Annotated in this window: 11 protein-coding genes; 2 read left to right on the top strand and 9 right to left on the bottom strand. The window is 49.7% G+C overall.

The features are described from left to right. The first annotated feature begins 35 nt into the window (after positions 1–35). Positions 36–2,702, top strand: coding sequence for a glycine cleavage system aminomethyltransferase GcvT (gene gcvT / locus F608_RS35145; RefSeq protein WP_022667645.1), 2,667 nt, complete (start codon positions 36–38; stop codon positions 2,700–2,702). A gap of 89 nt (positions 2,703–2,791) precedes the next feature. Beyond that, positions 2,792–3,586 (top strand): YdcF family protein, encoded by a 795-nt coding sequence (locus tag F608_RS0120895; RefSeq protein ID WP_022667644.1) that lies wholly within the window; start codon positions 2,792–2,794, stop codon positions 3,584–3,586. A gap of 104 nt (positions 3,587–3,690) precedes the next feature. On the opposite strand, the gene F608_RS0120890 is transcribed toward F608_RS0120895, so the two are convergent. From F608_RS0120890 to F608_RS0120845, 9 genes are all read right to left on the bottom strand, one after another. After that, positions 3,691–4,125 carry an MOSC domain-containing protein gene (locus F608_RS0120890; RefSeq protein WP_027362973.1) on the bottom strand — a complete coding sequence of 145 codons (435 nt, stop codon included), beginning with the start codon at positions 4,123–4,125 and terminating at the stop codon, positions 3,691–3,693. Between the two features lie 534 nt (positions 4,126–4,659). Beyond that, positions 4,660–5,451: an SDR family oxidoreductase UcpA gene (gene ucpA, locus F608_RS0120885; protein ID WP_022667640.1), complete on the bottom strand. Its 792-nt coding sequence runs from the start codon at positions 5,449–5,451 to the stop codon at positions 4,660–4,662. Positions 5,452–5,632: 181 nt separating this feature from the next. Continuing rightward, positions 5,633–7,069: an APC family permease gene (locus tag F608_RS0120880; RefSeq protein WP_022667639.1), complete on the bottom strand. Its 1,437-nt coding sequence runs from the start codon at positions 7,067–7,069 to the stop codon at positions 5,633–5,635. A 26-nt stretch (positions 7,070–7,095) separates the two neighbouring features. Further along, positions 7,096–7,650 (bottom strand): TIGR01440 family protein, encoded by a 555-nt coding sequence (locus tag F608_RS0120875; RefSeq protein WP_033398537.1) that lies wholly within the window; start codon positions 7,648–7,650, stop codon positions 7,096–7,098. Positions 7,651–7,696: 46 nt separating this feature from the next. After that, complete coding sequence (locus tag F608_RS0120870) at positions 7,697–8,815, bottom strand: ATP-NAD kinase family protein (protein WP_022667636.1); 1,119 nt, start codon at positions 8,813–8,815, stop codon at positions 7,697–7,699. 78 nt (positions 8,816–8,893) lie between these two features. Further along, a complete protein-coding gene (gene gcvPB, locus F608_RS0120865; protein WP_022667635.1) occupies positions 8,894–10,456 on the bottom strand; it encodes an aminomethyl-transferring glycine dehydrogenase subunit GcvPB in 1,563 nt (520 codons plus the stop codon). A gap of 50 nt (positions 10,457–10,506) precedes the next feature. Continuing rightward, positions 10,507–11,907, bottom strand: coding sequence for an aminomethyl-transferring glycine dehydrogenase subunit GcvPA (gene gcvPA, locus F608_RS0120860; protein WP_022667634.1), 1,401 nt, complete (start codon positions 11,905–11,907; stop codon positions 10,507–10,509). 403 nt (positions 11,908–12,310) lie between these two features. Next, entirely contained in the window at positions 12,311–14,260 is a 1,950-nt protein-coding gene (locus tag F608_RS35140; RefSeq protein WP_051148612.1) for a sigma-54-dependent Fis family transcriptional regulator, read from the bottom strand. A 304-nt stretch (positions 14,261–14,564) separates the two neighbouring features. After that, a complete protein-coding gene (locus F608_RS0120845) occupies positions 14,565–16,001 on the bottom strand; it encodes a hypothetical protein (RefSeq protein ID WP_027362971.1) in 1,437 nt (478 codons plus the stop codon). Positions 16,002–16,211 lie beyond the last annotated feature (210 nt).

Below are 16,211 nucleotides of genomic sequence, written 5' to 3'. Positions count from 1 at the left end.
CGCTGTTCTCGCTTTTTAACATACGGAGAGAGAAAATGACCCAATTATTAAAGACCATCTTCCTGGAACGCCATCAGAACCTGAACGCCAAAATCGTCGAATTCGGGGGGTGGGAAATGCCCATCCAGTACCCGGAAGGCATCATTGCCGAGCACATGGCCTGCCGCCGGAGCGCAGGTATCTTTGATGTATCCCATATGGGCCGGGTATACTTCAGCGGGGAAAAAGCCCTGGCCTTTCTCCAGCATGTCCTGACCAACAACGCGGCCGCTCTGGACGTCGGAGAAAGCCAGTATACGCTGATCCAGAATGAAGCGGGAGGGGCCATTGACGACGCCTATCTTTACCGGTTTGAGCCGGACCGGTTTCTGCTGGTGGTGAACGCCTCCAACCGGGAAAAAGATCTGGCCCATTTCAGAACCCATCTGCCGGCCTTTGCCGGGGTGGAGATGGAGGACCGAACCTTTGACCAGGCCATGATCTCTCTCCAGGGGCCTGAATCCCGGACCATCATGGAAAAACTGATCACCGGGGGTCATCTGCCCGAGCCGGCCCGGAACAACCTGAGCATCGCCCGGATCGGGGAAACCCGGGTCCAGATCGCCCGGACCGGGTACACAGGGGAGCCCCTGGGATTTGAACTCTTTGTGGACAACGAACCTGCCCTGGAACTCTGGGACAGACTCATTGAACTGGGGGCCGCCCCCATCGGACTGGGAGCCCGGGATACCCTCCGCCTGGAGGCGGCCCTGCCTCTGTACGGTCATGAACTGGGAATAGACCATGAAAAAAAAGAGATCCCCATCTTTGCCTCCAGGCTGTCCAAATTTGCCGTCAGTTTCTCCCCCCTCAAGGGGGATTTCATTGGAAAGCAAGCCCTGGCCGCCCAATTTGAGGCCCTAGGCCGGATCATTGACAGAAATTTTTCCGACATATCCGCCCTGCCCCGGAGGGTCACACCCCTGGCTGTAACCGGCAAGGGGATAGCCCGGGAAGGATATCGGGTATTTTCAGGGGACCGCCACGTGGGATTTATCACCTCGGGCACCATGGTGCCCTTTCAGGTGGCCAAAGGATCCGGCCTTGACGGAGATTTTGAAGAGACTCCCAAACGCCGGGCCGTGGCCCTGGCCCTGATTGACAGCAATCTGGTTGAGGGGGATATCCTGGAAATCGAAATCCGGAAAAAAAGGTGTGAGGCCGTGGTGGTCCCCTATCACATGAGTTCCGAAGCCCCGCCCCATGTCCGGTCCATTCCCCCGGACCAGATTAAGCTCTTCCGGCTTGAACAACAAGAAAAGGCCGGGAACAAAAAAGAGAGGAAAACCCGGGCCGGAAACCTGGTCTCCCGGGCCCTGGCCAACCATGCCTGGCGCCGGAATCAATGCATCAACCTCATCCCCTCGGAGATGAGCCAGTCCTATCTGTCCCGGCTCCTGTCCATCTCCGATCCTGTGAACCGGTATGCCGAGCACAAGGAAATCAAGGCTTTTTCCGGGGAGGACGTATTCTATTACCAGGGAACGGAATTTATCCGGGATATCGAGCAGAAGCTGAATCAGGAGTTCATGGATTTCTTTGGCTGCTGCCGGGTGGAATCCAGGGTGATCTCGGGCCAGATGGCCAACACCGCCCTGTTCAGCGCCCTGGTGGACTATCTGAACCGGGCCGACCGGAAAAGCGAACAGCGCAGGATCTCCAAGATCATGAACAACCACATTATCCGGGGAGGCCATTTAAGCGCCCAGCCCATGGGAGCCCTGCGGGATTTCGTGGCCCGGGACCCCAAGACAGAGCGGCCGGGGGTGGTCAATTTTCCCGTGCTGGAGGACAACCCATACAAGATCGATATCCAGGCCTGTGAAGAGATCATTGCCGAACACAAGCCGGAGCTGGTCATCCTGGGAAAGAGCATGATCCTCCACAAGGAGCCTGTGGCTGAAATCCGGAAACTCACGGATGCGCTGGCCCCGGACTGTATTGTCATGTACGACATGGCCCATGTCCTGGGACTGTATGGTCCCCATTTCCAGGAACCCCTGGGCCAGGGCGCCCATGTGGTCACCGGCTCCACCCACAAAACCTATTTCGGAACCCAGCGGGGGGTGATTGCCGCAGACTTTAAAGAAGAAGATCCCCTTTACGAGCTCTGGGAGGCAGTCCAGAGAAGAACCTTTCCCGGGAGCGTCTCCAACCACCACCTGGGCACCATGACCGGTTTGCTCTTTTCCGCCTATGAGATGAACGCCTTTAGGGACGGGTACCAGGCCGCGGTCATCAAAAACGCCAAGGCCTTTGCAAAAGCCCTCAAAGACCAGGGCCTGGATGTGGCCGGGGACCCTGACATCTCCTTTACCGAAACCCACCAGGTCATCCTCAACGTGGGCTATGCCAGGGGAGCTGCCATTGCCAGGGCCCTGGAGGAGAACAATATCATTGTCAACTACCAGGCCACCCCTAGGGAAGAAGGATTTACCGCCTCAGGCGCTTTGAGAATGGGGGTATCAGAAATGACCCGGTTCGGCATGGGACCTGATGATTTTGGGACCCTGGCCTCCCTCATGGCCGACCTGATCAAGAACGGAGCTTTTGTCAAGGACAAGGTGGCTGAGTTCAGAAAAGACTTCCTGGACATGAAGTACTGCTTTGCACCGGAAGATTTTCCAGGGGTGGCGGAAAATCTGTTCGACTCTTTGAAATAACCCGGGTTTTCCTAGGAAAACTGTGCATGAGAAGCCCGTGTTCCAGGGCTTTTTCAATGAACCCACACCCCTGAGATAGGAGAAGGATCTTGTTTTTCTGGTTGTCAAAGCTGATCTGGATGGTCATCTCACCGGATATCCTCCTGGTGCTCATGATCTCCACGGGATTTTTGCTGCTCCTGGCCGGGGCCGTGAAAAAGGCAAAACTGATCCTCACCCTTGGAGTGTCGGCCATGCTCATCATTACCTTTGTTCCGGTCGGGGAATTTATACTGGCCCCCCTGGAGAACCGGTTCAAGACCCATCCGGATCTCCCGGAAAGGGTAGACGGAATCATCATGCTGGGCGGATCGGAGAAAGCCTATCTTGCCCATTTCCGGAACCAGGCAGAGTTGAGCAGGGCAGCGGAGCGGTATCTGGGATTCATCCGCCTGATCCGGCAATATCCGGACGCAATTCATCTCTTTGCCGGCGGATCGGGAAGCTTGAGTCATGGGGAATACAAGGATGCAGATGTGGCCCGGATGGTGTTTGATGACCTTGGAGTCGATCCCGCAGGCATCCTATTTGAATCCAGGTCCAGAAATACCCATGAGAATGGAGTCTTTTCAAAGGCTGCGGTGAATCCCAGGCCCAACCAGAACTGGATACTGGTCACAACCTCATGGCATCTGCCCCGGGCCGTGGGTGTATTTGAAAAGATCGGATGGAAGGTGATTCCCTATCCGGTGGATCATCTCACCCATCCGGACAAGCCCCCCAGCCTGGGTCCGGACTTTTCAGGCCACCTGACTATCCTGAAGATGGCAATGAGGGAATGGGTGGGGCTGATTGCCTACTATATCACAGGAAGAACATCTTCTATTCTACCGGGCAGGGCCTGAATCGATTCATACACCATCCCGGAAAAACCAAGCGTGGAGAACCCTGCCCGAAGTATTGACGTTTCCGGGCATTGGGCCGGGTGCCTCAAATTGATATCGCCAGGTTAATCCGTCACCGGTTCAACAGGGTCACCTTTTTCTATTGCACCGCCCTTGAGTACCCTTGCAAAGACTCCCTCTCTGGGCATAATGCAGTCCCCTGTCCGGTAAAAAATGGTACATTTTTTATGACACTTTTTGCCGATCTGGGTAATTTCCACGAGTGCTTCCCTGCCCAGCCTGAACTTCCGGCCCACCGGCTGTGAAGCCCAGTCAATGCCTGTTGTGGCAATATTTTCGGCAAAATCTCCGAAGTTAAGTTTCAGGGCTTCGGTTTCGGCCTTTTCTATGCTTTCAGATGCCAGAAAACTGACCTGCCTGTGCCAGTCGCCTGCATGGGCGTCCCCTTCTATCCCGTAATTTTCGATGAGCTGAGCCTGATCCACGCAGGTTTTGATGGTTCCCTTTTCCCGGCTCACCGCAATGGATACGATTTTCATTTTGTCTTCCCGGTATTTCTGCCCCATTTTGGGGATGGTTAAATATCTAAGCCATAATAATATCACAATGTGGCATAAAACTTCAATTGGGCATCCGATGTAAGCAAAAGAAGAGGTTCAAAATGGCTACTAATTCAACGGAATAAACCACTGGCATGCCAGTGGTTTATTCCGTTGAATTAGGACCGCAAATCTCATGAAATGAACGAAATGACCCGCCCCTTGGTTCATCTACTGCGTTGCACCAAAGCCCCAATGGACCTGCTAACCGTTGGCGTGCCTTGTATATGAGCCAAAGTTCGGCGTACTTTCGGTTCATTTTATTTCATCTGCGATCCTTAAGGCCTGTGGTCAAAATAAAACCTCTATCAGTTTAACTGCCTCTTCTCTCAATTCAGGTGCATATTTCTTTCTGTCTTTCTTTATTTGACACCTCCGTGTGGGTGGGTTATTAACCCACCCTTAGAGAAGTGTCCACAATTACCCTACCACCTCAGTTATCAAGCGGCAGTTCTTTAAGACTCGGGCAAAAGGTCATACACCAACAGACACTGTTTCGGGGAGCGTGCTCCCTCCGTCGATAACAACCTGGGTTCCGGTGATATAGCTGGATTCGTCAGATGATAGAAACGCAACCAAATCACCGACCTCCTTGATGTTGCCGAGGCGGCCCAGCGGGACACCGGAGGCGATTCCTTTAATGACCGAATCTGGATTGCCAGGATCTGATTCACGGGCGATCTGGTCGGCCATCGGAGTCATGATGTACCCGGGGCAGATCGAGTTGACAGTGATTCCATTTTTTGCGACTTCACGGGCTAGGGCCTTGCCGAAACCCCAAAGTGCAGCCTTAGTGGTCGCGTAAGCAGTCTCGCCCTCGTCGGCCACAATCGGACCTGTCACTGAAGACAAGATCACAATGCGGCCATAATTGTTGTATATCATATTGGGCAGGACCGCTTTGGTAACATTCCAGGTACCCTTAATATTTACGTTAAAGTGAAAATCACGGATTTCATCGCTCATCTCCAGGAAATTGGCCAACCGGACAACACCCGCATTGTTGACAAGGATGTCTATTTTGCCTTTGTCGGACAATATTTTCGCCGCAGCCTGCCGACATTCTTCAAATTTGGTGACATCCACCTTGTAGGAGCTGCTCTTCCCGCCTTCAGCCGAGAGTGATTCAGCGGTTTCAAAGACGCGGTCCGATATATCCCACAAGGCAACTGAGGCGCCATGCGCCGACAGTACTCTGGCTATTCCCTCGCCGTTTCCCATTGCCGCGCCAGTGACTACGGCGACTTTTCCATCAAGTTTTTTCATATTAAACTCCTTGTTATTCTTCGTTAATGTCTTGAGTTTCCGTTTTTGCGACATTCCGTGCCGGAAGTATAGGTCCTTTGATTTTACACATTAACAACTATCCGGACATTGCCACCTTTCCTCCAGAGTTTCGAAGCGTCGTATGGATATGCTTGTCTCAATGGCTATTTATCTTATCTTGTTAAAAATCTTTTTCACCATCAGGAGTTTGCATCCAAACTTTATTTTTCGGCCAGATGACAAATATGGCCCAAAGCCATATGATGGCACCCAAACCAAGATAGATGGTCAATACTCGCATGGCCCCCCAGTTCAAGCTGAATGTACAGCCAAAGGTGATGATGCCGGCTATGATCAGTGCAAGCACGCGCATGCCCATACCCCCGGGAATTTTGAAGGGACGCTCCCATTCAGGGTAATTTAGAGCCAGTCGAATGGCTGAAACCATTATAATCAGATACGTTGTGGCACAGCCGAGCGCCATCAGGATGAAAAAATCGGCCACAAAAGTGCTGTTCTTATTCAACAGGAAGGCGATGCCAATTGCCAATACTAAAAGATTGGGCAGAATCGGTTCGGAATGCCGATTGGTCTTGGCAAACGCTTTTGGTAGGAAATTATGCCGTCCCATGGCGTATAAAAGCCTGACCGAGGATATCCAAAAGCCCAAGACGCTTGTAGCAATGGGAAAAAGAATACAGGTGATGCCGAAAAATAAAGCGTAACGCTTCCAGCCTGTGCTCCAAGTCACCATTTGTTTCAAGATTACAAAACCGGAAAAATCTCCATTGTTGGTCAAGGTTTCCCAAGGGGCGACATTGGAGGTAAAAAAATAGAAGAAGATATAGATGACACCGGCCGATACCGCCGATCCCCAAATGGCCTTGGACAGGCTTTTAATAGGAAAATTACCTTCTTCAACCAGGTTTGGCACAACTTCAAACCCGAAATAAGGAGTAATAATGATGGACAAACCAACCATCCAACCCCAAAAAGGACCGTACTTACTCTCGAATCCAGACCTGAAATGAGGCGTCAAATTCGCAAAATCCAGACGGTCGCCTAAAAACAGAACAACCACGGTGATAATGCAACCGATCATGGCCGCAAACAGCATGAAAGTCTGTACACTCCCAGCAATCTCTATTTTGTACATACTCATGAAACAAAATGCAACCAGACATCCGCAACCAATTAAAGTGATTGTCTGGTCACTGATCCCAGCATTGGTCGTAAAATTCAACCAATCCAGTACGCCCATGACCCCGGCCGGTGGCACAGCGATCCAGGCGAGCATGATCAACCAACAGGACCAGAAACCGGCGTGTTTGTTCAAACCAACGGTTGCGTATCGCAGTTCGGCTCCAGTAAAGGGCATCACCGCCGCCAGTTCACAATAAACATAGGCGATGGGCATGATCATAAACGTCATCATAAGAAAGGCCAACCAGGTGGCGGGACCGCACGATGAAAGGAATACGCCGTCCCAGTATCCCATGAATGTGAAAATGGCCCCTGTGGCGAGAGAATAGACGTAAACCCACTTGAGCGAGCGTTTCAGCGTTCCGGAACCTTTCCACTTGTCAGATAATGCTTTTTCGGTCTTAGTCGTTTCCATATTTAATCTCCTAAATAGCTTATGATTTAGTTTTCATATTCACTGCGTTTTCCGCCGATGAATTTGGGCCGACACCTGGCCACTGTCACGTGTGCATATCCGATCTGTATGATTCTGGTTCTTACCGGAACAGCAACGGGATGAAGGTGCATTCCGATAAATGTGTCCCCAATGTCTACCCCCGCATCTGCCACAATGGATTCCACCGCCACAGGCTCATTGAAACCCTGATATGCCTCTGCGGCAAAGGCCCCCCCGGCTTTGATCCTAGGAACCACGCAAACCGGTTCATACCCTCTGAGTTCGGCCACGGCAGACTCCATGATCAGTGCCCGGTTCAGGTGTTCGCAGCATTGCGCGGCAAGGAACAACCCCTTTTCTTCTATTACCGGGCAAATACCCTGGATAACAGCCTGGGCGATTTCCTTGACCGATGCGGTTCCGATCCGCTTACCCACGATTTCGCTGGTGGAACAGCCCACCACCAAAAGCTTGCCCGGTTTAAGCCCAGCCACTTCAAGAAGTTCGGCCATAACGGTCCGTGAGTCCGTCAAAATCCGGTTTAACATTGTTTGATCCATATCATACGTCCTTTCTGACCTTTTCCGACTGCTTTATCCGGGGGATCTAGTATCCCACCCGGCACATGGTATAGTCCTCATACCCTGTGGTGACCTTTAAATATCCGGCCAGTTCGGCATTCAGTGTTTCATCTCCTGTATCCACCAGAAGTGGACGGCCGTTCAGTGCAATGAGTTTTTCTTTGGTGGCAATCACACGGATGTTCTCCCGCCCGACGTTTCGGATAATCCGGGGACTGATCTGCTGATTCCCCCTGCCGAAAAGATGGCCCTGACCACCGATGACAGTGAGCACGATTTTGGTTTGTTCCCCGGCTATCAGGTCCCAGAGCTGCTGTTCATCAACATCCGAGGCCACGATTTTACGATTTTTAACAACATCCACTCCCAAAAGAGTATTTTCAAGATTCAGGTATTCCATGACAGACCGGGTGGTCGTGCCCGGCCCAATGATAAAATAACAATCTGAATTCTCCATCTCATCCGCGATATCTTCGGCAATACCGGCCAGAATTTCTTTTTCTGCCCTTGCTCCCCCGGATTTGACACTCTGGACGAACCGGGGTTCCTCAGGCACCTTCATATAACCGAATAGCTTGGCCTTAACCCGGCCCTCCCGAAATGCATCTTCATCAATGTCCATGACCTCCGAGGACCGGATCGTCATCTTTTTTCGTTCCAGGAACATGGCAGCCACCTGGCCGGCACGTTTAGGATTCACGGCATAAACCGCAGAATGAATTTTCACCCCGGCCGGAATTCCCAGAACTGATACATTTTCACCTACGGCGTTGTATATATTCCGGGCAGTGCCGTCACCGCCGGCAAACAGAAGAAGATCCACTCCGGCATCGGCCATTTCCATGGCCGCTCGAATGGTATCCGAAGGAGTGGTCCGGCCCTGGTCAATGGATCCGATGACTATGGGGGAAAGCCCGGCATTCAGGCATTCTTCCTCACCCATCACACCAGGATAGGTCAGGATTTCCACCGGGATTTTCATGCCGGCTACCTCCTTTAAGGCGGTCATTGCCCGGCCCGGAGACTCCGGCCGGGCACCAAGGGCAATCGCCTTTTCAAGTATATCTTCGCCGTCGCTGCCCTTGAGTCCGACCCTGCCGCCAATGCCGGCAACGGGATTAACAATTACACCTAGTTTTTTCATAGATCACCTGCTCCTGATGCAAAATGGAGGCGGGCCCTCTGGTTAAACACCTTGAAAAGGGCTCCGCCCAAAGGCAAATTATTTTAAACCTTTTTTCTTCAGGTATTGGCGCCAAGTGACGGCAATCCGTTCAGGCTCATCGATATTTGGAGCCGGAACCTTATGAACCGGCATATTGTATGGGGCATTTTTAACCATTTCCGGATTTTCATAGGCTTCATCGGAAATCTTTTTTAAAATCGCCACATACTCGTCAATGTCATCTTTGGAATAAGATTCGCAGGGTTCCAGGGTAAAGGGCTCGGGCACCACCCAGGGGTGGTGGCTGGTCCAGTAATGCTGGAGCCCGTAATCGCCCATGCGGCGCATGACATCATCCGTGCCCACGCCGGTCTCCTCTTTAAGGGTTTCCCAGCAGTACCGGACCTGTTCCAACCGGGTTTTGCCTTCAGCATACCAGACCTTGACGCCGCGGATCTGCCGCAGTTTCTTTTCCATATAGTTGGAATTGAGGACCGAACATCTGGCCACTTCCTTTAAGCCCTCTGCACCGTGCTGCATGATCCAGGCATAAGCTTTAAGGGCAACCGTGGCATTGCCGAAAAATGCGCGGACTTTACCGATGCTGTCTGGATAGTTGGAATTCAAAAAATATTTTCTCCCGTCAAATTCCACCCGGGGAACCGGAAGAAAAGGTTTGAGGATCTCCCTGACGCCGATGGCGCCCATGGCAGGGCCCATGCACCCGTGAGGAGTGGAAAAGGTTTTGTGGACATTAAAATGGCACAGGTCAAAGCCGGCTTCCCTGGCCCTGGCAATACCCAGCATCCCATTGGCATTGGCCTGATCGTAGGAACAAAGGGCGCCTACAGCATGGGCCGCGTTCACGTATTCTTCGATCCGTGGGTTGTAAATGCCTGTATCTTCCGGATTTGTAATGAAAATACCGGCCGTCCTTTCACTTAATGCCGCCTTCATGGCTTCAAGATCAGGATACCCCTTTTCATCAGGCATCAGGGTGATGACCTTATAACCGGCCGTGGCAGGCGTGGCAGCATCGCAGGGATGAGAGAACATGGTCGTAATGATTTCATCCCGTTGATGATCTCCTCTTGCGTTGTGATAGGCCCTGACAATAGAGGCATTGGTGAACACTCCGTGGGCACCTCCGCCAGGCTGGAGGCTGAACTCATCCAGGCCTGAAATTTCCCTGAGAAACTGGGCCAGTTTATAATAGATTTCCAGAATGCCCTGAAGGGTGTCAGTGTCCTGAAGGGGATGGACCTCCGTAATATTCGGATTCCGGGCTGCGATATGTTCCTGGACCTTGGGACTGTACTTCATCGTGCAGGTTCCCTGGCTGATATCAATGTTAACGTCTGTGCCAAGGGTTTCCTGGGACAGGTGAAGATAATGGCGATTAACCCGCATCTGACTGACCTCCGGAAGGGCTGCCGGAGTTTTCCGGGCCATCCCTTCCGGCACCAGGCCGATGCCGTTTCCAATTACCCTTTCAACCACAGCATCGGCTTTGGGCACCAAAACCCCCCGTTCGCCAGGAACACTCATCTCGTATATAATCTGTTCGTCCCATCTTGCCTGATGAAATTTTCGCAACAATGTTTTTGCATCTCTGCCCATAATATTTACTCCTTGTATCTGATTGACTGATTCAAAATTTTTTCTTTGGCTTAAACAACAGCTTTCAAAGCATAAACCAGCTTATCGATGTCCTGGCTGTTCATGATTTCCGTGACGCAGTATAAAGCGCTCTGGCCCAAATCCGGGAATTCGAAAGAAAGATCTTTCCCTCCAAAAATGCTGAAGGCCATCAACTTCTGGTTGATCTGGGCAACACTTTTGCCGGTTTGATTGAAATTCACTACAAATTCTTTGAAAAACGGAGTGGGGAAATGGATTTCAACGCCAGGAATCTCCTCTATTTTTTTAGCGGCATAAGCCGCGTTCTGCATAATGGTCCGGCCGACTTGCTCCATTCCCTTGGGGCCCATAAGGGCCAGATAAGCCCCGGTGGTAATGGCCCATAACCCCGTGGTGGTCCCGGTGAATTCTTTTCCTTTTTCACGGGACCCGTACGAGGTCCGATCGTACAGGACTTCACCGAATCCGTATTCCCCTTTCTTTACCGTTTCTGTAATGCCGAACATAAGCTCGGTAAATTCACTGATGTATTTCATGTCATCGCGGCTGGCAATGAAGCCGGTCTGCCCCCCGCCGCACTGCATATGAATTCCGAGGCTTTGGGAATCGCCGCAAGCCAGGGTAGCGCCGTAATGCGCTGGAGGAGCAATCACACCGCAGGAAATCGGATCTACTTTAACCACGAATTCTGCACCAGCTTCTTTTGCAATCTTTCCAATTTTTTCAGCCTGGGTCTCAAGCATGCCCAGGTAGCAGGGATTTTCAATGAAAACCGCGGCTGTTTTATTCGAAATTTTGGACTCTAAGTCGGAAAGATTCATCAGCCCCGTGGCAGAATCAAAATCTACAAAGGTAATGGGCAAATCAGGTCCCCCCACCCCATTCAGATAATTCTTTATGACCAGCAGGCCGTCCGGAGATACGGACGAGGGCATGAGAATCTCTTTTCTCTTGCAGGCTCTGGATGCCATTCTCAAAGCCCGTGCAGCAGCATGGTGGCCGTCATAGACCGGACAACTCAACACATCCATATCCAAAAGTTCGCCCATGTTGCTGGCATATTCGAACAGGGCCTGCCATTTCCCGTGATCAGCATAGGAGTCCCCTACATAAGCGGTGAGGAACTCCCCCCTGCCGCTGACCTCATCACATACTGCGGGAATGAAATGCTGGGCACAACCTGCTCCCAGAAAATTTAAATACTCACTGCAGTTCTTATTTTTCTTCAGCAGTCCTTCCACATGCCTGCGGATTCCGTATTCATCGTGAATCGGTTCCGGCAGGTTCATGGTGCCCTTAAATTTAAGGTGGTCCGGAATCTCTTCATAGAGCTCCATGATATCGTTAACATTGATCTCTTTGAGCATTTGAGACTGTATCTCAGGTACTGAATTGGGGATGTATGGGTATACGGTTTTGTTTTGACTCATCAAAAGTCTCCTCAATGATAGGGTTAAAAACAATTGGAAGCCGGTGCCGATCGGTCGCCCGGAGATGCCAAACAGGTTGTTTGTAACGCAACTGTCAACCATCTGGATTTATTAATCTTCCGAATATTAACAGGAGCAACGAATGTGCCGGGCCGGTTTGCTTTTTTTAACCATCTGAAATTTAAAGATTCTTATAGTTTATTGGGTGTGTTCGACAAGATAAGAGCAAAAACTGGATATGAGCAGGACTTGCCCACATATAGAAGCCTTCTAACATGAAAAACCATGAATGGCCGGGGGATCAGTCAATTTCGGGCAAGATATGCCCATACCGGGCAAATCCGGCCGTGTTTTCCCACCGGATTTGCCTGCAGTTCAGATAAGAGGCATCTTACCCCTGGGTTTAAGTTGGATTCAGGCCAAATCGTTTCATTTTCTGATACAGGGTTCGCCTGGGGATTCCAAGTACCCGGGAGACTTGGCTCCGGTTCCACCGGGATTTCTCCAGGGCATTGAAAATTACTTTTTTTTCAAACCTGTCAAGTGTTTCCCTGTAACTAAGGGAGGATTCTAACTCGTCCGAAGGGAGGATCGTGCCCATGGTGTCATTGCCCTCCCACTCAGTGCGATTTCCCCCAAGGCCCAACTTCCCCACCGTCTTATATCGGTGAAGCACATTCTGCAGTTCCCGGACATTACCGGGCCAGTCGTAATTCATCAATTCATCATTGACATGTCCCGGAATATTCCAATTCTTTCCCGACCCTTTGAACAGGGACAGGAAATGTTCCACCAGAAGTTGAATATCCTCTTTTCGTTCCCTCAGGGGAGGCAGGATAATGGACAGGACATGAATTCTGTAAAAGAAATCCTCCCGGACAACACCTTTTCTCACGGCCCGGCTCATATCCTTATTTGTGGCTGCAATGATTCTGAAATCCGAGTGGCAAATCTTCTGACTGCCGATCGGCGTATATCCGCCGCCTTCTATGGCCCGAAGCAGTTTTCCCTGCATGACCAAATCCAGGTCCCCGACCTCATCGAGAAACAATGTGCCTCCATCAGCCTGGTCCAGGTAACCGGATTTGTCAATGAATGCCCCTGTAAACGCCCCTTTTCGATAGCCAAAAAACTCACTTTCCAGAAGCGAATCCGGAATGGCATAGCAGTTCACCGGCACAATTGCCTTGTCACTCCGATTGCTCACCTCATGGATAGCCCGGGCCACCAATTCCTTGCCGGTTCCAGATTCCCCGTATATTACCACGTTGGCATCTGAATCAGCCGCCCGGATGATCAATTCATACACCTGCTGCATGGCCTGGCTTTTGCCGATAATATTGCAGAACTTAAATCGCTCTTTTATGCTGGCCCGAAGCCGTTGGTTTTGTTGGTGAAGATTTTCTGCCCGCTCTCTGACCCTGAGTTCCTTGATCTTTTTCTCATTGATATTTCTTATGGTACACAGTAGGGCAGGTTCGTCGTTCCAATTGATTACGGCATTGTTGACCTCTGCCCAAAAAATTTCCCCGTTCAGGGTCATACAGCGGGTCTGAAAAATATTGCTCCTGCCATTGTCTGCCTGCAGGGTACCCAGTTCCTTTTTGAACCGCTCCCTGGATTCAGGAGCAATGAGTCGCAACACGTCCTGTCCCACAATTCGACCAGCGTCATTGTGGCCAAACATGCTGAGCAGCGCATCGTTGACAAAAACCAGTTTCCAGTTAAGGACCACCATGATGCCGTCGGCCACGTTCTTTGTCAGGAACCGGTACCGTTTCTCGCTTTCGGTCAATGCTTTTTCAGCCAGTTTCCGTGAAGTAATATCTCTTTGGGAGCCGAAATGGCCTACCATTTTTCCTTCCTGGTTATAAATGCAGAAGTAATCTCCAAGAAACCATACCGTATCACCGGCAAATTTGGTGGGTCCCCGGAATCTTCTCTCACTGGTCTCACAGGTAAGCTTGCCGTGGTCAAAAATCTGTCTCCACATATTCCTAGCATTTTCAAGGTCATGCCGGAAAAAGTCATTCAGGGTCAACCCCATGAACTGCTCCCTGCTGGCCTTATACTGCTGAAGCATGGCGTCATTGATCCGGACAATGTGCTGGTGGGAAAAGGCATAGTCAAGGGCCTTATCCTTGTCCACGGTATCATCCCACAAAAATGGTTCCTCAGCTTCCATGAACCAGATGCCTTCAACGCACTGGGCAAAGTAAAGCTCCATGAAGTGTTCACTTTCCCACAGCTTCTGATTTTTCTGAATCCGCAAAATCGGCCGATCCCAGTCATCAATCGAGACTACGGAATTCCAGGTTGTGCCGTCCTGTAATGGTTTCCGATCAGTTATCATGTGATCCCCTCCGCTTTCAAACAGTGATCATTGCCACCCCAGATATTCCAAGGAATAAAACAAAACACGGAAAAGAATATTAAAGGGTGTTGAAATCATTCAAATTTTCTGTTTCGTTATAGGTACCCCACGTGTTTGGAATTCTTTTTTCCAATGTCAAATTGCTCGGTTTTTACCGTAGCAATATCTGGTTTTGTTTTTTACCGCATAAAGTCTATTTCAGACAGCGGCCTTTGTTGTATTCAGATATACCGGCAGCGACCGATCAATCGGCTCAGAAAAAATCCTGCATTGAACGTTCAATTCATCCTGTGGTAGCAAACAGCTCCTTTTGTCCATCATATTTTTTTATTGGTTTATGCCTTGTTCCGGCCATTTCAATCAACAATGTTACGATAGTTGTCAAAGTTGATCGGACAATTACACCATCCTGGCTTCTTACCCGTGTTTGTTCGAGGCCTTCTCTTTTTTTCATCAGATTAAAGGGCCTTTCACAATTTTTCCGAATCTCGATTGCGTCTTGAGATCCGCTATGAAAAGTCGGCATTGGTTGAAAATAGCCATTGTCAAAATCAACGATCCTTAATTTTGGACAATTTGATTCAAATGCACACTCACCCGGAGCGGCATCACATCCAAATTCGCGGCCTTCCGGTGTCGATCCTAAAAACTGCATCGGAATCTCACAAGAATCATTACAGGCAACCCTTAATGGCGATTCCAAAACGTTGTCAGGAAGTTTGGCTTTCTCCGATGCAGGGGCTACGACATAGACTCCGGTTTCATTGAGAACCGAACCATCACTATCGTGATAAGCCTGGTCGGCGGTTATCAATTTGATATCAATACCCAATGCCTGAGCAAGCTTGATCAACGGTTTTAAAAACAGGCTGTCATGATGATTTGCTGCCCCTACTATAGATATCAACGGAAAACTATGGCCTGTCGATGGGTTGATGGCGGTTAGTGTATGAATCCGGTACCCAATAACGTAATACGATTTATCCCTTTTATTCCGGCGTTTTCCACAGTCACAGTCCGGATCGGAATAAATTCGTATTTTCTTGCCTTTGACCTGAATTGTACAAAGGGGGTAATTGATTTCAGACGGCAGCTCACTGGAATCAACACCATGGATAACGGCACTCTCAAGACAGCTTGATTTATAAAAATGATGGAGAAAATATACCAGGACATTCATCAATTGTTTGAAATTCAGGCCACGCCGGAAGTGACACAACTCAGTATGATCTACCTGGAGTTTGGTATTTAAAGGCAACCGCACAAAACGCCTGTTTTGCTTTCGTTCCCTGCCAAAATATTCATCGCTACAAAACTTCCTGTAACTGATTTCAGGGTATTTGATAATTTTTAAAAGCTCCATCCGGAACAATTGATAGGGTTGAATATCCCTATGCACAGCGGAATAACCGTCAGGTGCGATCAAATCATTGATAATCTTGTTGTCTAAAAGCTGATCAATAAATTGTAATTCTTTATCTACAATTTCAGAGTATGGTTTTTTCCGGTTGTCAAAGTCAAACAAATTATCGGAATGAAAATTCTCAATATAGGCAGCCATCTCCTGAAGATCGAGGATACCTTCAGATGGTCTTTGATCTTCTATTCCTATGAGTTCTTCGATGGGAATGTCCAAGGCCAAGGTATGGGAATAATCATAATTATCCACAACCTCCATCACGATTTGCTTTATCAGCTCTTTTTTGGACTTCCTTGTCATCTTTTTCCAGTTCGAAAAACTCTTTTTCAATTGCTTTGTGATGATTCACCTGATATTTTTTGTATACATAAGGCCTCTGCGTTGTTGTTTCATTTTTTGTTTGCTGCTTAAAAAGTTACAACGAAACAGAGGCTTTTTCAATCTTTAACTAACCGAAAATTTGCTGTATTTCGTCATGCAGATGCTATCGATTTCAACACCCTATTAGTA

Source organism: Desulfospira joergensenii DSM 10085 (assembly GCF_000420085.1).
Lineage (GTDB): Bacteria > Desulfobacterota > Desulfobacteria > Desulfobacterales > Desulfobacteraceae > Desulfospira > Desulfospira joergensenii.
The sequence above is the reverse complement of the archived record's forward strand: the minus strand, read 5'-3'. Positions and strand labels throughout refer to the sequence as shown.

Bases quoted from the DNA above. Each gene is read 5' to 3' on its own strand.
- gcvT (WP_022667645.1), top strand. From the start codon at position 36: ATGACCCAATTATTAAAGACCATCTTCCTGGAACGCCATCAGAACCTG.
- F608_RS0120890 (WP_027362973.1), bottom strand. From the start codon at position 4,125: ATGAAAATCGTATCCATTGCGGTGAGCCGGGAAAAGGGAACCATCAAA.
- ucpA (WP_022667640.1), bottom strand. From the start codon at position 5,451: ATGAAAAAACTTGATGGAAAAGTCGCCGTAGTCACTGGCGCGGCAATG.
- F608_RS0120880 (WP_022667639.1), bottom strand. From the start codon at position 7,069: ATGGAAACGACTAAGACCGAAAAAGCATTATCTGACAAGTGGAAAGGT.
- F608_RS0120875 (WP_033398537.1), bottom strand. From the start codon at position 7,650: ATGGATCAAACAATGTTAAACCGGATTTTGACGGACTCACGGACCGTT.
- F608_RS0120870 (WP_022667636.1), bottom strand. From the start codon at position 8,815: ATGAAAAAACTAGGTGTAATTGTTAATCCCGTTGCCGGCATTGGCGGC.
- gcvPB (WP_022667635.1), bottom strand. From the start codon at position 10,456: ATGGGCAGAGATGCAAAAACATTGTTGCGAAAATTTCATCAGGCAAGA.
- gcvPA (WP_022667634.1), bottom strand. From the start codon at position 11,907: ATGAGTCAAAACAAAACCGTATACCCATACATCCCCAATTCAGTACCT.
- F608_RS35140 (WP_051148612.1), bottom strand. From the start codon at position 14,260: ATGATAACTGATCGGAAACCATTACAGGACGGCACAACCTGGAATTCC.
- F608_RS0120845 (WP_027362971.1), bottom strand. From the start codon at position 16,001: ATGACAAGGAAGTCCAAAAAAGAGCTGATAAAGCAAATCGTGATGGAG.